Origin of the sequence: Lentimicrobium saccharophilum (assembly GCF_001192835.1) — a bacterium.
GTDB lineage: Bacteria > Bacteroidota > Bacteroidia > Bacteroidales > Lentimicrobiaceae > Lentimicrobium > Lentimicrobium saccharophilum.
Window position 1 is genome coordinate 2,167,953 of sequence record NZ_DF968182.1, and the last position, 19,635, is coordinate 2,187,587.

Consider the following 19,635-nt stretch of genomic DNA (forward strand, 5'->3'; position numbering starts at 1 on the left):
CCCTGTTGCTGCTAAATGTTATAATTAAGTCATCCGGTATGAAATTCCTGATTACCCTGCTGCTTACTGCAAGCACTGCAGTAAGCAGTTTTTGTCAGCAGGCCACTCTGCGGAATCGGGCCGCACTATATGAAAGCAACGGAATACACCGTTCCTTTCAGCCAGGATCAGCATTTCCGGATTATCCCAGACTGAAACTTCCTGAACAGGCAAAGCACACAAGCCTTCCCCCGGTGGCCGACAACTCGGGCCAGCCCTACCTCAGGCCGGTTTTCAGGCAGGCAGGCGCTTCATGCGGACAAGCCTCAACCGTTGGTTATAATTTCTGCTACGAAATAAACAGACTCAGGCAACTGCCATCCGACACCTCGCTGAATACTTATCCCGACCACTTTACCTATAATTTCATGAATGCCACCGAACCCTATTACGGGGAGGGGGTCAGCTATTTCCACACTTTTGACATCCTGTACGATGCCGGTAATCCTACTGAAGCTGTTTACGGGCCGATCACGCTTGAAGATAATTATTACTGGATGAGTGGTTACGAAAAGTACTACAATGCGATGAAAAACCGCCTTGGGTCGGTACGGTCGATACATGCCGGAACCCCCGAAGGCCTGGAAATATTAAAACACTGGATTCACAATCACATAGAGGGATCGGCCATCGGTGGAGTTGCAAGCTTTTATGCCGGGATGAATTACGTCGCCCACCTCCCCCCCGCTTCACCGGAGGCAGGCAAGTCGGTAATCACCACCTGGCTTCCGACTGCCTCCCACGCCATGACCATTGTCGGCTACAACGATTCCATCAGGTTCGACCGCAACGGGGATAACATGTTTACCAATCATCTGGATATCAACAACGATGGCATTGCCGACATGAAAGACTGGGAAATCGGCGGACTGAAGTTTGTCAACTCTTACGGCCCGGACTGGGAAAACAACGGCTTCTGCTATATGCTCTATTCTACACTGGCTGCGGATTACGGACAGGGGGGCATCTGGAACAATTCGGTGCATGTGTTGTTCCCGGATACTGCCTATACTCCCGGGCTGACCATTTCAGCAAAAGTTAAATACAATAAAAGGGGCCGGATCAGGATTACAGCCGGGGTAAGTACCGACACTTCAGTATTTTATCCAGAAAAAGAGTTGCAGTTTACCGTCTTTAATTATCAGGGCGGCGATTACTATATGACCGGAAGCAGGCTACCCGACGGAAAAACGCTGGAACTGGGCCTTGATGTCACTCCTTTGCTCAGTTACATCCATCCGGGCCAGCCCGCCAGAATTTTTCTGATCATCGATGAAGCGGATCCTGATCAGGGCGGAGAAGGATTGATCCTGGAATTCAGCGCCATCAGCTACCTCACAGGCAGCCCGGTAACCTTTTCAGGTGATGAAACCCCGGTAGCCATCGCCGACAACGGCAGAACACTGGTCTCAGCCATCATTCAGGTTCAGTCCGACCCTCCGGTAATTCATTCGGATGACATCATCTATATACCTGAGAATACAGAAGATTTCTCATTTACGCCTGTTATCACCGGCGGAACAAATCCTGTTGAACTTACGACCGGCCATGTTTATTTTCAGGGCGACAGCACAGGCATCTATCCCCAGCACCCGGGAGAAGATCTGCAGCCATCCAGCCGGACCAATGGGTTTGCAATGGTAGCTATGCCATTTTCGTTTCCTTTTTTTGGTGAAACATTCGACACCCTCTACATGCATGTAAACGGATACCTTATGTTTACCGGAGAGGATATGCCCTATTACTACCAGTTATATGACGAACAATACCTGTGTCAGATCAAAGCCATCGCCCCGTTTCTCAACAGAAACCTCCGGCAAAACATAAACGGCGACTATCTGAAAGTAAGCCTCTCTCCCGACAAGGCAGTTTTTTCCTGGAAACTGACTTTTGGCACAATTCCCGGATCTGCTGAATTCGCAGCAATACTTTTTCCCGACGGAACCATTGAATTTCAGTATGGAAATTCAGAAGGAGGCGATAAAACTTTACCGGTATCCGGTATCAGCAAGGGAAATCATGAAGCCTGCCTGCTTACCGTATCCAATGTAAAAAGGCCGGCTTCCGGTAAATTTTTCCGTTTTGCACCTTCAGCCCTGCCGGGAGATGTTTCAATTACCAATGAAGGAATCGTCAGGGTTCAGAACATTGTACGGCCGGCAGCAGGCAGTATGCTGCTTAAAGCCAGGGACCGGAACAGGCTTACCTGCCACAAGCAGATCACCCTGACGACAGGGCCGTCTGTGAAAATCAGTTTATCCGATCCCGGCACGTTACCACTTCCGGGCAGTGTAAACAACCTGATGATCAGCCTGAGCAATCATGGTACGATTCCAGTCAGTCAGGCCATTTTCAGTCTTAAGACGGCGTCCTCAAATGTTACCGTTGCCGGCGATCCCGTTACAGGCATAAATATTCAGCCCGGCCAGACGATTCAGATCCGGGACCGGTTCAGCGTAATTATCCCTGACACCATTCAGGAAGAACAGCCATTTTTATTAAAGGGCATGCTGGACACCGGCTCCGGAAAAATAGAAGTTTACGGTGAATTCACCATTGCAGGGATTCAGATAGTGATTACCCCGCCAGCGGTTCTGGATAACGGAAACAACATTGCTGAACCCGGTGAGGTATTATCATTGGCCTTCAACCTTTATAATTATGGTAATTCACCAGCAGGGAATATCACTGCATCGCTTGAGCTTGCAACACCCTATGCGGCGGTAAATGGGAACAACTCTTTTGAAGCCGGATTCCTGGGCGGGCATGACCGGATTAAGCTGACATTTCCGGTAAAAATCAACGAAGCTGTTCCCGCCGGCAGCTATATGCAGGCTACCCTCAATCTTTTAACAGAATATGGGGAACAATACAATGAAACATTTGGCATTCAGATCGGTAACTCAGCAATAGCCGTTATCGATAAGGACAAGAACTACAATTCGGCTGTCCATATCATCGCTGCCATCAATGAAATAGACCTGGCATGCGAAAAGCTGGATCAGATTGATTGGATACTGAACAAATTCAATACCGTTTTCCTGTCGCTGGGCTGTTTTCCTCAGAATCATAAACTCAGTGCATACGAGGACAGCCTTTTGGTAAGTTTTCTTGAAAACGGGGGCAATCTGTACCTTGAGGGTGGCTCATTCTTCCGGTTTGATCCCCCGACCGCGCTGCGTGAAAAATTCAGCGTAACGGGGCTCAGTCAGGCTTTTCAACATCCTGCCGACACCCTCACCGGAATGCCGGGCACCCCTGCCGAAGGGTTTACTTTTCATTACCGCGGTGACAAAACAAGAGGTGAAAACCTTCAGGTTGAAGGAATTGCCGTTCCCTGGTTCCAGGATAAAAATTCCGGTTATTGCTTTACAACAGGACTGGATTCGGCAAGGTACAATGCCATTGCATCAACGGTGGAATTTGGCGGCACTTTTATGTTTAACAGCCCCGGCAGGCCTCAGTTGATGCGCAACTACCTCGAATATCTCGGATTCAGCACATCGCCCCTGTGTGCAAGCTTTGTCGCCGATCACACACAAATATGCAGGTATAATAAAATAAATTTTATGGCTTATGCCAGCGGAACAGTTAACCGGTTGCGCTGGTCCTTCCCTGGAGGCGAACCCCAGACATCAGACGAGGAAAATCCTCAGATCAGGTACGATACTCCCGGCATATACGACGTCAGCCTGACTGTTGAAGACGGGACATCCGGCAGCAACACATTTACACTGGAGAATTACATTCATGTGGAGAACTGCACCGGTATGGATGAACCTGCTGAAAGTAAATATGCTGTTTTTCCGAATCCCGCCGGGAGAATGGCCACCCTGATTTGTCCGGACAGATCGGAGTCGCTGAATATCAGAATGATTGACCTTTCAGGCAGGACAGTCTTTGAAACCAATGTTATTCATCCGGAAACAAGCATTCAGCTCAGGTTCCCGAAACTCTCAGAAGGCCTGTATATGCTGATCATCAGAACCCGGGAGACACAGAGCGCAATAAAACTGATGATTCATCAGCCCGGTTGATCCAAATCGCCTAATTTAGCATCCAAAATTCACCGCCCGAATGAAGTTCAGTGACATTGCAGGACAGGAAGAGATCAAATACAGGCTCAGAAGAACAGTCAGCGACAATCGTGTTAGCCATGCCCAGTTATTTCTTGGGCCGGAAGGCTCCGGCAAACTTGCCATGGCCCTTGCTTACGCACAATACATCAATTGCACTGCCCGCACTCCTGAAGACTCGTGCGGATCATGCCCTTCGTGCATCAAATACGCGAAACTGGCCCACCCGGACCTGCATTTCATTTATCCTGTTGCCACAACCAAGGAAATTGACAAAGATCCGATCAGCAAAAAGTTCATTCATCACTGGCGCGCACTGGTCGAATCAACCGGAGGATATGTCAGCCTGGCCGACTGGTATCAGAAAATAGGACTGGAGAATAAACAAGGCATCATCAATACGGATGATTGCAACGAGATCATCAAGACGCTGAGCTATAAATCCTATGAGTCGGAGTATAAAGTAATGATCGTCTGGATGATCGAGAAACTTTATCACGCGGCTGCCCCGAAAATACTCAAAATCCTCGAAGAACCGCCTGACAAGACCCTGTTTCTGCTGATTTCAGAGCATAACGACCTGATACTGCCTACAATTCTTTCAAGAACTCAATTGGTCAAATTCAGGGCCTTAAACGACGATGAGCTGATTTCCGCACTGACCTTGAACGAATCGGCAGATTCTTCAGCAGCCGGAAGGATCAGGTATGTAGCCAACGGCAATCTGAACCTTGCAAGAAAAATTTTACAGACAGGTGAATCGGATCAGTCAAACTTCGAACTTTTCAGAAACTGGATGCGCATTTGCTATAAAAAGGATGTCGCTGAAATTCACAAGCTGACTTCAGAATTTCATAGTCTTGGCAGGGAAAAGCAAAAGAAGTTCTTCAGTTACGCACTTAAAGCAACCAGATACTGCCTGATGAACAGCATCGGAAATGAAAACGCCATCAGGGCAGAAGGAGAAGAACTCAAATTTATCAGGGATTTCACACCGTTTATCAATCAGGCCAACATCAACCTACTCAATGAGGCCTTTAATACAGCCTCTTATCATATCGAACGCAACGGATCCGCAAATATCATCTTTATGGATCTTTCGCTGAAAATGACAGGCTGGCTGAGGCTGAAGTAAGCACCGTCAGAGCAATATCCGCCTTGATAGTAAGAATTACACTGAAAGCCAATGGAAGAAGGTTCGTAAAAGATCCTTATAAGCAATCCCCGGGCAGAGAGTTTTAGTTCTCCTTATTGTCTTTATCCTTAACAATCAGATAGACATCTTCATTATTTTTTTTCATCAGGTATTTTTCCCGGGCAAATTTCTCCAGCGACAATGAATCTGTCATCAACTCATTCAGTGCAGTGCTGTCTTTCAGAATTTCACTTTTGTAAAATTCCATCTGCTGCCGCTGTTTGTTCAGGATACGTCCGTAACGGACCTGAGAAATAAAATTATTCCGGTCGAAAAAGGTCAACCATACTATAAACATTAAAATCACAAGCAGGTACTTGTTTTTAAGAAAGGCCGGAATTTTATTCCACATGTCAGCAGGTTTGCTTCACAAAAATAATGAGAATTCAAAATGGAAAACATGATCTGTCGGAAAAGACCGGCCATTTGCCTATTTTTTCCGGACTTCCGCAGCTTTGGCTTCATTCCAGAAAACATCCAGCTCAGCAAGACTCATATCGTGCATTGACTTCCCGGTTTCATTCACTTTTTGCTCGATGTAATTAAACCGCCTGATAAACTTCTTGTTGGTACGTTCCAGGGCATCCTCCGGATTTACATCGATAAACCGGGCGTAATTGATCAGGGCAAACAACAGGTCGCCAAATTCATCCTCAATTTTTTCGGGGGAACCATTTAGCTTTTCATATTGCAGTTCAGCAAGTTCCTCCTGCACCTTTTCCCATACCTGACCCACATGATCCCAGTCGAAACCAACGCCACGGGCCTTTTCCTGAATACGGTAAGCTTTGACCATGGCCGGAAGCGAAGCCGGAACACCACCAAGCACAGTCTTACGTTCACCTTCCTTCAGCTTGATCTTTTCCCAGTTGTTCTTAACTGCTTCCGCATCTTTTGCCATGACATCGCCGTAAATATGCGGATGACGGTGAATCAGCTTTTCACAAATTCCATTGAGCACATCCGTGATGGTAAACGCATTTTGTTCGGAAGCAATTTTAGAATAGAACACAAGGTGGAGCATCAGGTCACCCAGCTCCTTTTTTATTTCATCCATGTCTTTTTCAAGAATGGCATCACTCAATTCGTAGGTTTCCTCTATGGTGAGATAGCGCAGGCTTTCCAGGGTTTGTTTGCGGTCCCAGGGGCAACCGGCCCTCAGTTCATCCATTATGGTGAGTAAACGTTCAAATGCAACAAGACGGGGATCCATAAGATTTAAAAATTCAAAGATTCAAAGATTAATTAATTGTTCGCAGCAGGAATAAAATATTTAACATCTGCTGGAAACTGCAAAGCGAAGTTCAGGATATATCCTGACATATTTTAATGTATTTCTGCCAGGATTTTTCTCCGCAAACCGTTCATCTACAGTCCCGCAGAAGCAGTAAACAGTAATGCTTTGAGCAAAAACAGGATTTCCATTGGCGGATTTTTACCTTGTGCAAAAGTAATCATTTTAGCGGGGCCGGATTTTGTATTTTTGTTGCACTGTCCGCCATTTGAAATCCGCTGTTTTGATCATCCGCCACTGCCATATTAATTATTCCGGGTACCTCGGGCCATTCCTTATCCTGTGCATGGCTTCAGCTGCATTTTCAGGCGCTTCAGCACAGCATCGTTTTCAGATGCCCAACCTGCTTTTCGAACCCAGGGTTAATTATGGATTTCTCACTGCCCATCACGTTGAAATGGAGATTTATAACAGTCATTTCCCCTCGATTGAATTTTCTATCTCTCAGGAAACTTATGGTAAACGGCAGTGGGAATCATTCTATAACTATCCGGTTACGGGGCTGACCTACTGGAATGCCTGGCTCGGTAATTCGAAAGACCTTGGGCAAGCACATGCGCTCTATCCTTACATAAGTTTCCCGCTTATAAAAAACGATAAAAGTGAGGTGAATTTCAGGCTGGGAGCCGGCCTTGCCTATCTCACAAAAAAATTTGACCGCCTCAGCAATTACAAATTCAATGCCATCGGATCACACCTGAATGCCGCAGTTAACCTGATGGCAGAATACAGGTGGAAACCGCTTAAACAGCTGCAACTTTCTGCCGGCATACAGTTGATGCACTTTTCAAACGGTTCGACAAAAACACCCAACTTCGGCCTGAATATTCCCGCGGTCAGCGCCGGAGCAGCTTTCAGGCTGAATAAACTGAACAATCCCATTCGCCAGCGCATGCGTCCAAGCCTTACAATGTACGAGTTTGATGGCAGGGAGTTTATAGAGGTGAAACTGGGAACAATCTTTGCTTATAAAGAATCCGGCGATACTGACGGCAAAAAATACCAGGTCTATTCCGGTTTTCTCTCCACCATGAAAAATCTCGATTACAAAAACAAACTCGGCATCTGTTTCGACCTGTCGTGGGACGGCTCCGACGCCCTGCTGGTTGCCCGGACCAACCAGGAGCCTTATCCGGCCCGGCAACTGACCAAACCAGGACTGAGCGCCGCCTATGAGCTGGTGCTTGACAGAACATCCTTTGCATTCAACCTGGGCTTTTATCTTGGAGGCAAAGACAAGAGCGAAGGCATGTCCTATTACAAACTGGGAATTCACTACCTGATCACGAAAAACCTTTTTGCCAATCTTACTTTGAAGACCCATTACGCACGGGCCGATTTTGTCGGAATTGGCCTGGGCTACAGGTTTAAATGGGGATATTACCTGAAATAGGAGAAATGCCGGTTTCGTTAACTTCATTTAAATGATTCTAAACCAGATACAGAGAATTGAAAAAGAATCTGAATATAAATACAGTTTACAGTTCCGCGCCAAAGGGATGTAAAATGTTATTGTATGCTCAACCGGCAATCCTGGTCATACTGTTATTAATGACAGCATGCAACCGCGAACAGCTGGACGACTGTTACACCCGGACCGGCCCCATGGTTACGGAAGAAAGACCGTCAGGTTATTTCGAAAGGATAGAACTATATGACAATGTGAACCTCGTGCTGATCGAAGGCAATCAACCAACGCTTAAAATAGAAGCAGGACAAAAACTGCTGGATGCTATCAAAACCGAAATCACTGACAGCACCTTGCTTATACGCAATACATTGAAGTGCAACTGGGTTCGGAGTTACGAAAGAGAAATTACAGTGTATGTTACAGCTCCCGCCCTGCGCGAAATCAGGTACGAAGGGTCGGGAGATGTGCGTACAGAAGGCCCGTTCACAACCGACTCACTTCAGGTGAGCATCTGGGGCGGTGCCGGAACGTTCGATCTTGAGCTGCAGGCATACCAGCTGAACCTCGCCCTTCACTACGGTACCGTTGATTTACATGTTAAAGGCAAGGCGGTACTTACCACCATTTTTGCCAACAGCTACGGGCCATTCTATTGTAATGACCTGATATCTAACATTGTATATATACGGAACAGCGGCACAAACAATTGTCATGTTCATGCAGAACATATACTTGAAGCGGAAATCACTTCGGTCGGTAATATTTATTATACCGGAAATCCTTATGAATTGAAGACCAATATCTCAGGCAGCGGAAAACTGGTTAAAGTGGATTAGGGCCACCCTGCATCCTTAGATTTCTATCGTCAATCTTCTTTGTCAGGCATAACTTCATAAAAAATTAAAAGGGGGCCAGTTAAGATCCCCCTTCAATACTGATATAATTACTTACCGTTCCTGCATCAGTAGGCCCGGGCAAAAACCACCCTGCGGGCCGAAGGATTGCCGGTTAGGATGCACCTGCCTTCTTCAGGTCTGGCATCGAGCGGGATTAATCTGATGGTAGCCTTGGTTTTCTCCTTGATCTCCTGTTCAGTTTCCGGAGTCCCATCCCAGTGGGCCAGGATAAATCCGCCCTTGTTGTCAAGCAAATCAACGAATTCCTCCCAGGTATCGGCCTTGGTGGTCATATTCTCCCTGAAATCAACGGCCTTCTGGAACAGGTTATCCTGAATACTCTGCAGCAAATGTTCAATCTTGGTTTCAATATCAGCAATCTGGAAAGATGATTTCTCAAGAGTATCGCGCCTTGAGACTTCCACGGTGCCGTTTTCAAGATCGCGGGGTCCGATTGCCAGGCGAACGGGTACGCCCTTGAACTCATACTCATTGAACTTCCATCCGGGCTTGTAAGTATCACGGTCGTCATATTTTACCGTAATCCCCCTGGCTTTCAGATTCTTAACAATTTCATCGACTTTTTCGGTGATTGCGGCCAGTTGCTCATTGGTTTTATAAATCGGGATGATTACCACCTGGGTGGGAGCCAGTTTTGGAGGCAGCACCAGGCCATGGTCGTCGGAATGCGCCATAATAAGCGCGCCCATCAGGCGGGTCGAAACGCCCCAGGAAGTAGCCCAGACATGTTCAAGTTTATTTTCCTTGCTGAGAAACTGAACATCAAACGCTTTGGCAAAATTCTGCCCCAGGAAGTGCGAAGTTCCGGCCTGCAGCGCTTTCCCATCCTGCATAAGCGCTTCGATGCAATAGGTTTCCACCGCTCCGGCAAAACGTTCGTTGGGCGATTTCACCCCTTTCAGGACAGGCACAGCCATAAAATTCTCGGCAAAATCCGCGTAAACGTTCAACATCTGTTCGGTTTCGGCAATCGCCTCTTCGGCAGTAGCATGAGCGGTGTGCCCTTCCTGCCATAAAAATTCGGCAGTGCGGAGAAAAAGGCGGGTACGCATTTCCCATCTTACCACATTTGCCCACTGATTTATCAGCAGGGGCAGATCGCGGTAGGACTGTATCCAGTTGCGGTAGGTGTCCCAGATGATGGTCTCGGAGGTAGGGCGGACAATCAGTTCTTCCTCCAGTTTTGCATTCTCATCAACCACAACGCCCTTGCCATCGGGGTCATTCTTCAGACGGTAGTGGGTCACCACGGCACACTCCTTGGCAAAACCCTCGACATGGCTGGCTTCCTTGCTGAAAAATGATTTGGGAATAAAAATAGGGAAGTAAGCATTTACATGCCCGGTTTCCTTGAACATTTTGTCCAGGGCTGCCTGCATCTTCTCCCAGATTGCATATCCGTAGGGTTTAATCACCATACAGCCCCTTACAGCTGAATTTTCAGCCATATCGGCCTTAATAACCAGGTCGTTGTACCATTGAGCGTAATTTTCAGCCCTTGTAGGAAAATCTTTAGCCATTTCTGATTTTATGGTATAGTATTTGTTAATTTTCAGATGTGAAACACACCCGCGAAAGCGGCACAAAATTAATAAAATTACCGCAGTCCGTACATCAGGACAAAACCAGTACGATGAACACTGCAAACAAAGGGAGGACCCAAAAATGAGAACTTTAATCACATTGGTTGCTGCAACTGCTTTGCTCCTTACGGGATGCACAACGCAATACCAGGCCCGTGCCACTTACGACGACCTGTATTACTCGCCCAAGGATGCAGTGGCCGAAAAAGTCCCTGAAACCACAGCAAAGCCAACTGAATACACTGAGCCTGAACAATATACTCCCAAGGAACAATATCAGGAGCAGCAGCAAGCGCAGGCAGAGGAAAACTATGCCTACGACGAAAACTATTACCAGGAGGAAGGTTACGACTATCAGACCAGCGAACAGTATACTGACCCTCAAACAGGGAATACATACATTACCAACAACTACTACAACTCCGACGATTATTACGATTACGCCTATGCAGCCAGATTACGCAGGTTCCATTCCGATGTTTATTATAACAGCTACTACTCACCATACTATACCAACATGTACTGGTATGACTACAATCCCTGGAGCTGGGGAACCAGCATCTACATGGGTTACAACTGGTGGTATCCCAGCTTCTACATGCGTTGGGGCTGGGGGTATCCTTACGGATACGGATATGGAAATTACTGGGGTTATTCATACTGGGATTATCCCTATTACGGATGGGGATACCCATATTACGGTTACGGAAGCTACTGGAGCGGATACCGCCACGGTTACTGGGACGGTTTTTATGCCGGTTCAAATTACTATAACAGCTACGATTACAATTCATACTATTATGGTCCGCGCGGTTCAGGTCTGAGCGGAGGTTCAGGCAGCGGACGTTCAGCCTCATTCGGCGAGCGTTATGAAGCCGCTGTCAGCAGCGGTCGTCTTGAAGGTCAGCGTACATCACCCATCGGAGTTTCCGGTCCGGGCCGTACAACCGATCCCGGAAGGGCTGGCGGAACGGTCACCCCCGGACGTACTGAGGAACCCGGAAGAACTTCAGGCACTGTAACACCAGGCCGCACCGAACAACCCGGAAGAACCAGCGGAACGGTCACCCCCGGACGTACTGAAGCTCCCGGAAAAACAACGGGAACTGTAACTCCGGGGCGTACTGAGCAGCCGGGAACCGGCACTGTAAATCCGGGAAGAACTGCTCAGCCCGGAACCGGCCAGGGTACTGTTACCCCGGGCCGTACTGAGCAACCTGCAGGGGGTGCAGAAACCATCAATCCCGGCAGGGTGATTCAGCCGGTACGTACTGACCAGATAACTCCTTCAGGGACCGGTACAAGACAAAGCAGCGATCCCTCACGCTATAGCGCACCTTCGGGACAAAATACCAGAACAGCAGCCCCGCAGGGTGAAGGCCAGGGAAGCGAAAGGCGCTACACTCAGCCGCAGCAGCGGCCTGCATACCAGCGACCTGCCACAAACCAGGAACCCAGGATGCAGGAAAGCAGAACACCTCAGTCATACAGTTCACCGGGATACAATAAGCCAAAATCAAGCAACGAATACACCAGCCCAAGGTACCGCAATATCCGCGAAACCGGTGTAACGCCCAGGTACTCCAGGCCTCAGCAATCAGAACCCCAGCGGCAGCAGGCACCCCGTGAAGTAATCCCACAGCGGCAGTCAAATCCTTCATATACGCCATCCCGTTCATACGAAAGCAGAGGAACTTATTCTGCCCCTTCGCGTTCTTCCTCATCCGAAAGGAGCTATTCTTCACCCTCCTCCGGAAGCAGTTATTCAGCACCATCCCGTTCATCCTCATCCGGATCTTCGGGCGGTAGTTACTCAGCTCCTTCGCGCTCATCATCCTCTTCTTCATCATCGGGAAGCGGCAGATCTTCCTCCGGAAGCGGACGCAGGTAAACTAATGGATTTACTGACTTAATCACAAAAACATTGCTACCATGAAAAAACTCATTGTCCTTGGCATACTGTCCATTTTTACCACTTACGGACTTAAAGCACAAAATGAGATTGATGCATTGAGATATTCACGGCTGAATTACTCTGGATCAGCCAGATTTGTCGCCATGGGTGGAGCATTCGGTGCCCTTGGCGCCGATTTCACCAGCCTGAGCCACAATCCGGCCGGTATCGGACTCTACCGAAGTTCCGAGATCAGCATTACCCCTTCCATAAGCATCACAAATACCGAAGCTACACTCAACGGGACATTCCGTGATGACTCCCGCTATAATTTCAACCTGGGCAGCGTAGGAATTGTAATGAACAACAACCTTGAATCACGCAATCCGCAATCTCTCTGGAAAAACATACAGTTTGGCTTCGGGCTGAACCGTATGGCCAATTTCAACAACAGGGTCAGCATTGAATCGGAAAACCTCGTATCATCTTACCTGACTTCCTACTGGGAAAACGCGCAGGGAATCCACCCAGATGACCTTGGCACTTTTGACACCCGGCTGGCCTATGATACAGAGTTGCTGTTTATCACCGACTCGGCAGGCTGGGGATATGGTATCGACAAACCCTATGGCGGTGTGAACCAGCGTAAAAACATCGAAAGCAAGGGCTCCATTAATGAGATGGTATTTACTTTAGGTGCGAATTACAATAACAGGTTATACCTGGGCGCAACCATTGGCGTACCTTATATCAGGTATTACGAAACCGCAACCTTTACCGAAACCGCGCTGGCTGACGATAACACCGTTTTCAACAGCATGTCCCGCACCGACTGGCTTGAAACCACAGGTACGGGGCTGAATTTCAAATTCGGACTTATTTTCAGGGCTACCGACTGGTTACGTCTGGGCGGCGCCATTCATACACCTACCTTTTATAATTCCATGGCCGACGATTACTCATCAACCATGCGCTCGAAGTTTGATAATGGTTATTCAGCTACTGCCGATGCCAACGGCTTTTATGAATACGAACTCAATACCCCGATGCGTGCTATCGGAAGTATCGGATTTATTATCGGCAAAGCCGGTGTAATCAGTGCCGATTACGAATTCGTGGATTACAGTAATGCCAGACTCAGGGCTCCGGATTACGACTTTTACGATGAGAACAATGCCATCCGTTCCATTTATCAGAAAGCCAATAATCTGCGTTTCGGAACTGAGTGGCGTTACGGTGCGCTGAATTTCAGAGGAGGCTACGGGATCTCGGCAAATCCTTACGTCTATGGAACCAATTCGGCACTCTCTTCTTACTCGCTCGGAATCGGCATCCGTGAAAGGTCATTCTACTTTGATATGGCATGGGTTTATTCGAGCTATGATGATGAATATTACCTCTATAACGGGAATGTAAATGCAGCCAATACCACTACCATGAACAACACTTTTATGGTAACGCTGGGAATAAAATACTAACACTTCTCAACCCTACTTATTACATCTCTATATACTCCCTGAAGCGGCTTTTGAAAAGCCGCTTCATTTTTTTTCAAGCCTGTTCAACCCGGCCCTGGCTTTCTGACTGATGCTGGATTTGTATTCAGCGTACTTTAATGCAAGGCATTTCCTGTAATAGTATTCAGCCTGCCTGAAATCTCCTTTCTGTTCATAGATCAATCCCAGATTCAGGGCTGAATTTGCCGCAAAATACCATGGCCCGGTCCCGCCGGCATCAATCACCTTAAGATATGTTGAAATGGCCATTGGTTCCTGTCCCTTAAGGTGATAAACCCTTGCCTTTCTGTAAATATATTCCAGCTTTTCTTTTGGATAGTTAAAATCGTCGGGTGTCAGCACGGAGAGCAGATCTCCGGCCTGTTTATAATACCCTCCGTCGAACAGCAATCTCGCCCTGAGCAGCCTGACATCCGGCGGCCGGCCGCTTTCCGCTTCGGCCAGGGCCTGCTTATCCCCGTCGATAAGTGTGCGTCCGGCATGCTTTACCCTGAACATGTAATCATAATATCCTTTCGTATCGCCCCTGAGTAAAGCGATCCAGCCGAGCCGCTGGTAAGCTGATTTTATAAAACTTCCGCCCTTGTATGCGTTGACATATCGCAGAAACCAGATGCCTGCGTCTTCATCAAGGCGGTTGAGTTTTGCCAGCCCTGTTAGATAATCAAGATAATGAAACGGATAATATGAAGCTCCCACCGGACGTTTCTCCAGATAATCAAGTGCAGTTTCGTTCTCCCCGTAGTGCATATGAAAAACAGCAGCAGCATAGACCAGCAGCGGGCTGCGCTGAATCATCTCATGGTTCATGTCGATCAGCCTGCCGGTTATTGCCCTGTCAGCTTCTGCGCCTGAAAGGTTAAATGTAATGAAAGTCAGCATAAACAGGGTTTCTGCCTTTAGAAAAGGGTAATTTGTATCGGTTGAAACCGCTTCCGTTATCAGTTTCAGATCATTGATTCCTTCGCTGACACTGCCATGCAATGCGAGCAAACGGGTAATCCATTGATAATTATCCGGTACAGAGCCGATAAGTACCTTCATCAGACCAAGAGCAGCGCGGTTAGGGGCAAATCCGGGGTACAGGTCATTGTTGCGCATTAACAAATGGTAAGCACGATTCATTTCAACAGCGGCAGTGGTATACTCTCCGAACTTCAGTCTCGCGAAGGCCCACTGCATGTTAAACATTGCCTGACTGTAAAGATGCCAGGGAGAACCGGCATTTCCCGCTTCCAATTGCCGGAGAATCGTTTCCTTCCCGGCAGAACAGGACTTAAAAACCTTCTCGTCTTCAGAAATAAGAATACTCAGAAACTGAATGTAATGCTCAAGATAAGGTACGATATGATCCTCCTTTGCTTTTCCCTCCTGCTTAAGCAGTTTCCGGGCATCAACAAAGCGGAGCCGGAGCACCAGATCATAAGCTTCTACCTGACCCGGCGTAAGTTCATTCCCGGCCCGGGAAACCTGAAACATAAACAGAAACAGTAATGCGAGGATGGTCTTATTCATGATCATCCAAAATTAAAATAAAAAAGGGGAAAGCGAACCCTCCCCTGTTTCATTAAATCCTGATAAAATCCTAGTGATTAACGCTGGAAGCAAGGCCATGATCTACCAGAATACGGCCGCAATATTCACAGACGATAATCTTTTTGTGCATCCTGATATCCAGCTGGCGCTGGGGAGGAATTGCACTGAAGCATCCGCCGCAGGCATCACGCTCCACGCTAACCACGGCCAGACCATTGCGGGCATTCTTGCGAATCCGTTTGTAAGCAGTCAGAAGGCGTTCCTCAATGTAGCGCTGGTATTCTTCCGATTTACTCTGGAGGGAATTCTCCTCCTTTTCAGTTTCACTGACAATGTCGGCCAGTTCACTCTTCTTTATTTCCAGGTCGTTCTTACGCTCATCAAGTACTTTTTGGGCAGCATCAATTTCCTCATTTTTCAGCGACAACAGATGCGTAAACTCCTTGATGCGTTTTTCAGCCAGCGCGATCTCAAGATTCTGAAATTCGATTTCCTTGGAAAGTGAATCATATTCCCGGTTGTTACGCACATTCATCTGCTGTTCTTCGTATCGTTTGATCTGCAAATGGCTGTCCTTGATCTGCGCCTCTTTTTCCTTCACTGAAACCTTGAGGGCCTCAATTTCCTGGATATAATTATCGATTCTTGTTTCCAGGCCAATAATTTCATCCTCAAGATCCTCTACCTCAAGCGGGAGTTCACCCCGGATGATCTTGATCTTATCAATCTGTGAATCAATCTGTTGAAGGCTGTAAAGGGCAATGAGTTTCTTTTCAATGGATATTTCGGTTTCCTCAACGTCAGACTGTGAGAGCGAAACGTGTGCAGAAATGTGGCTTTGAACTTCCGTTTCCTGAGGATTTACGGATTCATTTTCAGTGGCTGCTTTGGCTTTTGACGTTGATTTTGCCATAGTATTTCCGTTTATATTGTTGATTTACAGATAATTGACAGGATTAGTCTGAATGCTGGAAATTCGGGTTGCAAAGGTAGTAAATTTTTCTTTAACAATCTGAACCAATAATTCTTTGGTAAATTGTTCTGTTTCATAATGGCCTGCTTCGGCAAGCAGAATGCTGTTTTCTGCCAGGAAATAATCGTGGTATTTCAGTTCTCCGGTAATAAAGGCATCAGCCTTTTGTGCCATCGCTGTGTGCACCAGGAAGTTGCCCGAACCTCCGCAGAGGGCGACCCGATGCACTTTACGCCCTGTAAGTGGTGAATATTTCAGGCATCCAGGTCCGAACACCCGTTTCACCATCCTGAGAAAATCCATTTCGTCCATCGCTTCCTCAAATTCACCCATCATACCTGAACCGACTCCCTGATGCATATTTACCAGCGGATAAGCATCCCAGGCCACCTCTTCATAAGGATGGGCATCAATCATAGCCTTTACAATACGATGGAGGGCATGGGATTCACAAATGGTTTCAATCCTGACTTCCGGTTCATTGTGGAGCAATCCCTTCGCGCCCACATACGGATCGGCGTCATTCAGTGGCCGGAAGGTTCCCTGCCCTTCTGCATTAAAACTGCATGAATCGTAATTCCCGATATGTCCGGCACCTGCAGCAAACATGGCCTGACGGACAGTTTCTGCATGATCCTCCGGAACAAAAACTATCAGTTTCCTCAGCAAGTCCGCAGCCGGCTGGAGGATGCGGCAATTTACCAGACCCAGTTTAGCGCAAATCATCGCATTTACGCCGCGGCGGGCATTGTCGAGATTGGTATGCGCAGCATAAACAGCAATATCATTTTTTATTGCCTTGATGATGCAACGCCCGGTTAGGCTGTCATCCAGAATCCTTTTCAATGGTTTGAAAATAAGCGGGTGATGGGCGATTATCAGATTGTACCCGGCTTCGATCGCCTCATCCACAACTTCCTCCGTTACATCAAGGGTAAACAGGGCACCTTTGGCTTCATCCTGCGGTGAACCACAATACAGCCCTGAATTATCGTATGTTTCCTGGTAGGCTATTGGTGCTGTTTCCTCAATTACACGGATGATATCTCCAATCTTCATAGCTCTAATGATTAACAATGGCCAAATCTAACAAAAAACAGTAGAAAAGGCTTGAGATATGTCAGAATTAATTGAAGGAATCGCATTTAAATACCAGTGAAAGCCCCTTTCAGGTTAAATCCGGTTCTTACTTATTGAAGAAAAGCCTGATATCTGGATTTATAGATTGACCCGGATTACTTTTAGCTTATCAATTGACAGATTTCGGGAATAACATAATTATAATGTAAAAATACTTGCATCGAAGATTAATTTTTATACTTTTAAGCCATGGAATTTCTCAGGCTTCTGTTGCTCCCGTTCTCGGTTGTTTACGGTTTGATTACCGGTGTGAGAAATCTTTTATTTGATCTGGGATTGTTACCTTCCAGGCGTTTTGATATCCCGGTAATCTCGGTGGGGAACCTTTCGACCGGTGGCACAGGGAAAACACCGCATGTAGAATACCTGATACGGCTGTTGTCGCCATTAAATAAAGTAAGTACCCTCAGCCGGGGATACGGCCGGCGGACCCGGGGGTATCTGATGGCGAAAGCGGGATCAACTGCCGCAAACATCGGAGACGAGCCTATGCAGTATTTCCATAAGTTTCCTGAGGCAGATGTACATGTTGACGAAAAGCGGCAAAGGGGGATTGAAACCATCCTGAAAACTGATCCTGAAACGGATGTAATCCTGCTCGACGATGCGTTCCAGCATCGTTATGTAAATCCCGGATTATCCATTTTACTTACCGATTATCACAAACTATACTATAAAGATTATATTCTGCCGGTGGGATCTCTGCGGGAAGCCAGGCGGGGGGCACGCAGGGCTGACATCATCGTGGTAACCAAAACCCCCGGAATCCTCAGCCCTATACTGAAACGGCAGATTATTGCGGAAATCAAGCCTGCACCGCACCAGAAAGTTTACTTCTCCTACATCCGCTACAACGACATAGTACCGCTCTGGAATACCGGCTGCAGCACCTTCCCGGAGAAAAAATTCAGTCATATTCTGGTGTTTGCGGGTATTGCCAATACATACCCCCTGCAGGATCATCTTTCGAAAATGTGCCAGGACCTTACCATTCTTCAGTATCCGGACCATCATCAATATACCCTGGAAGACCTTGACAGAATCAAGCGAAAATTTGACGATCTTTACAGCCGGAATAAATTACTTGTTACAACGGAAAAAGACGCAATGCGGTTGCTGAGCCCCGGACTCGATGAAAAAGCGAGACAACTGCCGGTTCACTACCTGCCGATTATCGTTGAATTTCACGGGAATGACAAGCAGGCGTTTGACGAACAAATCCTTAATTATGTTAGAACAAATCAGAGAAAGCATTAATTTTATAAAGAGTCATACCGGCATCGTCCCCGAGGCCGGAATTGTACTTGGCACAGGGCTGGGCGGACTGGTGCGTGAAATCGTTACCGATTGCGAAATTCCTTACAGCAGCATCCCTCATTTTCCGGTATCCACCGTTGAAGGGCACAAGGGACAACTGATTTTCGGAACGTTGGGAGGCAAACCCATTGTGGCCATGCAGGGCCGGTTTCATTACTACGAAGGTTACTCCATGCAGGAACTTACATTTCCCATCAGGGTAATGAAGTTGCTGGGCATTAAAATGCTGATTGTTTCAAATGCCAGCGGCGGGCTGAACCCTGGTTTTGAAGTGGGCGATATCATGTTTATCACAGACCATATCAACCTGATGGGTGACAATCCGCTGATCGGCAGGAACCATACCGGCCTGGGGCCGCGCTTTCCGGATATGAGCGAAGCGTACGACAGACGGATCCTCGATCTGGCTGCTGATATTGCCAGCCGTGCAGGCGTACCTTTCCGCACCGGTGTTTACGCTGCAGTAACAGGACCTACTTTTGAAACACCTGCAGAATATCGTTACATTCACATTTTAGGGGCCGATGCAGTCGGAATGTCTACCGTACCGGAAGTCATCGTAGCCAGGCATATGGACCTTCCCGTCTTTGCCGTTTCAGTGATCTCCGACCTCGGTGTCCCCGGCAAAATCGTTGAGGTGTCGCACCAGATAGTAATCGATGCAGCCAGCAAAGCCGAGCCCAGGATGACCCGCATCATCAGCGATCTGCTGAAAGAAATCAGCTTCTGAGCTGCCCCGGTTA

General features: G+C 47.4%; 14 protein-coding genes. 8 read left to right on the forward strand and 6 right to left on the reverse strand.

Annotated elements, in window-relative coordinates:
* Positions 1 to 38 precede the first annotated feature (38 nt).
* Both TBC1_RS08395 and TBC1_RS08400 read left to right on the forward strand, forming a co-directional pair.
* Positions 39 to 4,076 carry a PKD domain-containing protein gene (locus tag TBC1_RS08395; RefSeq protein ID WP_062040766.1) on the forward strand — a complete coding sequence of 1,346 codons (4,038 nt, stop codon included), beginning with the start codon at positions 39 to 41 and terminating at the stop codon, positions 4,074 to 4,076.
* A gap of 40 nt (positions 4,077 to 4,116) precedes the next feature.
* Positions 4,117 to 5,250, forward strand: a complete 1,134-nt coding sequence (locus TBC1_RS08400; protein WP_062040769.1) for a DNA polymerase III subunit — start codon at positions 4,117 to 4,119, stop codon at positions 5,248 to 5,250.
* Between the two features lie 103 nt (positions 5,251 to 5,353).
* Here TBC1_RS08400 and TBC1_RS08405 read toward each other — a convergent pair whose 3' ends face one another.
* On the reverse strand, positions 5,354 to 5,662 hold the full coding sequence (locus tag TBC1_RS08405) for an FtsB family cell division protein (protein WP_062040771.1): 309 nt from the start codon (positions 5,660 to 5,662) through the stop codon (positions 5,354 to 5,356).
* 78 nt (positions 5,663 to 5,740) lie between these two features.
* A complete protein-coding gene (gene mazG / locus TBC1_RS08410; RefSeq protein WP_062040774.1) occupies positions 5,741 to 6,523 on the reverse strand; it encodes a nucleoside triphosphate pyrophosphohydrolase in 783 nt (260 codons plus the stop codon).
* 367 nt (positions 6,524 to 6,890) lie between these two features.
* Between mazG and TBC1_RS08415 the strand changes: the two genes are divergently transcribed.
* A complete protein-coding gene (locus tag TBC1_RS08415; protein WP_137305541.1) occupies positions 6,891 to 7,997 on the forward strand; it encodes an acyloxyacyl hydrolase in 1,107 nt (368 codons plus the stop codon).
* A gap of 158 nt (positions 7,998 to 8,155) precedes the next feature.
* Positions 8,156 to 8,851 (forward strand): head GIN domain-containing protein, encoded by a 696-nt coding sequence (locus TBC1_RS08420; protein WP_062040780.1) that lies wholly within the window; start codon positions 8,156 to 8,158, stop codon positions 8,849 to 8,851.
* Between the two features lie 125 nt (positions 8,852 to 8,976).
* Here TBC1_RS08420 and proS read toward each other — a convergent pair whose 3' ends face one another.
* On the reverse strand, positions 8,977 to 10,452 hold the full coding sequence (proS, locus tag TBC1_RS08425; protein WP_062040783.1) for a proline--tRNA ligase: 1,476 nt from the start codon (positions 10,450 to 10,452) through the stop codon (positions 8,977 to 8,979).
* A 145-nt stretch (positions 10,453 to 10,597) separates the two neighbouring features.
* On the opposite strand from proS, the gene TBC1_RS18075 reads away from it, so the two are divergent.
* A complete protein-coding gene (locus TBC1_RS18075; RefSeq protein WP_062040786.1) occupies positions 10,598 to 12,406 on the forward strand; it encodes a hypothetical protein in 1,809 nt (602 codons plus the stop codon).
* A 41-nt stretch (positions 12,407 to 12,447) separates the two neighbouring features.
* Positions 12,448 to 13,887, forward strand: coding sequence for an OmpP1/FadL family transporter (locus TBC1_RS08435; protein ID WP_062040789.1), 1,440 nt, complete (start codon positions 12,448 to 12,450; stop codon positions 13,885 to 13,887).
* A gap of 63 nt (positions 13,888 to 13,950) precedes the next feature.
* Here TBC1_RS08435 and TBC1_RS08440 read toward each other — a convergent pair whose 3' ends face one another.
* The 3 genes from TBC1_RS08440 to TBC1_RS08450 form a co-directional block, all read right to left on the reverse strand.
* Complete coding sequence (locus tag TBC1_RS08440; protein ID WP_172668859.1) at positions 13,951 to 15,441, reverse strand: tetratricopeptide repeat protein; 1,491 nt, start codon at positions 15,439 to 15,441, stop codon at positions 13,951 to 13,953.
* A 70-nt stretch (positions 15,442 to 15,511) separates the two neighbouring features.
* A complete protein-coding gene (locus TBC1_RS08445; protein WP_082189533.1) occupies positions 15,512 to 16,375 on the reverse strand; it encodes a zinc ribbon domain-containing protein in 864 nt (287 codons plus the stop codon).
* 24 nt (positions 16,376 to 16,399) lie between these two features.
* The gene (locus TBC1_RS08450) at positions 16,400 to 17,494 is read right to left on the reverse strand and encodes a Nif3-like dinuclear metal center hexameric protein (RefSeq protein ID WP_062040795.1); all 1,095 of its coding nucleotides are present in this window, start codon (positions 17,492 to 17,494) and stop codon (positions 16,400 to 16,402) included.
* Between the two features lie 270 nt (positions 17,495 to 17,764).
* Here TBC1_RS08450 and lpxK point away from each other — a divergent pair, with 270 nt between their 5' ends.
* Both lpxK and TBC1_RS08460 read left to right on the forward strand, forming a co-directional pair.
* On the forward strand, positions 17,765 to 18,832 hold the full coding sequence (gene lpxK, locus TBC1_RS08455; protein WP_062040798.1) for a tetraacyldisaccharide 4'-kinase: 1,068 nt from the start codon (positions 17,765 to 17,767) through the stop codon (positions 18,830 to 18,832).
* Entirely contained in the window at positions 18,804 to 19,622 is an 819-nt protein-coding gene (locus tag TBC1_RS08460; RefSeq protein ID WP_062040801.1) for a purine-nucleoside phosphorylase, read from the forward strand. Before lpxK ends, TBC1_RS08460 begins: the two co-directional genes overlap by 29 nt.
* The last annotated feature ends 13 nt before the right edge of the window (positions 19,623 to 19,635 follow it).

What these genes read in the sequence shown, in the direction of transcription:
- TBC1_RS08395 (WP_062040766.1), top strand. Translation starts at nt 39, where the DNA reads ATGAAATTCCTGATTACCCTGCTGCTTACTGCAAGCACTGCAGTAAGC.
- TBC1_RS08400 (WP_062040769.1), top strand. Translation starts at nt 4,117, where the DNA reads ATGAAGTTCAGTGACATTGCAGGACAGGAAGAGATCAAATACAGGCTC.
- TBC1_RS08405 (WP_062040771.1), bottom strand. Translation starts at nt 5,662, where the DNA reads ATGTGGAATAAAATTCCGGCCTTTCTTAAAAACAAGTACCTGCTTGTG.
- mazG (WP_062040774.1), bottom strand. Translation starts at nt 6,523, where the DNA reads ATGGATCCCCGTCTTGTTGCATTTGAACGTTTACTCACCATAATGGAT.
- TBC1_RS08415 (WP_137305541.1), top strand. Translation starts at nt 6,891, where the DNA reads ATGGCTTCAGCTGCATTTTCAGGCGCTTCAGCACAGCATCGTTTTCAG.
- TBC1_RS08420 (WP_062040780.1), top strand. Translation starts at nt 8,156, where the DNA reads ATGACAGCATGCAACCGCGAACAGCTGGACGACTGTTACACCCGGACC.
- proS (WP_062040783.1), bottom strand. Translation starts at nt 10,452, where the DNA reads ATGGCTAAAGATTTTCCTACAAGGGCTGAAAATTACGCTCAATGGTAC.
- TBC1_RS18075 (WP_062040786.1), top strand. Translation starts at nt 10,598, where the DNA reads ATGAGAACTTTAATCACATTGGTTGCTGCAACTGCTTTGCTCCTTACG.
- TBC1_RS08435 (WP_062040789.1), top strand. Translation starts at nt 12,448, where the DNA reads ATGAAAAAACTCATTGTCCTTGGCATACTGTCCATTTTTACCACTTAC.
- TBC1_RS08440 (WP_172668859.1), bottom strand. Translation starts at nt 15,441, where the DNA reads ATGAATAAGACCATCCTCGCATTACTGTTTCTGTTTATGTTTCAGGTT.
- TBC1_RS08445 (WP_082189533.1), bottom strand. Translation starts at nt 16,375, where the DNA reads ATGGCAAAATCAACGTCAAAAGCCAAAGCAGCCACTGAAAATGAATCC.
- TBC1_RS08450 (WP_062040795.1), bottom strand. Translation starts at nt 17,494, where the DNA reads ATGAAGATTGGAGATATCATCCGTGTAATTGAGGAAACAGCACCAATA.
- lpxK (WP_062040798.1), top strand. Translation starts at nt 17,765, where the DNA reads ATGGAATTTCTCAGGCTTCTGTTGCTCCCGTTCTCGGTTGTTTACGGT.
- TBC1_RS08460 (WP_062040801.1), top strand. Translation starts at nt 18,804, where the DNA reads ATGTTAGAACAAATCAGAGAAAGCATTAATTTTATAAAGAGTCATACC.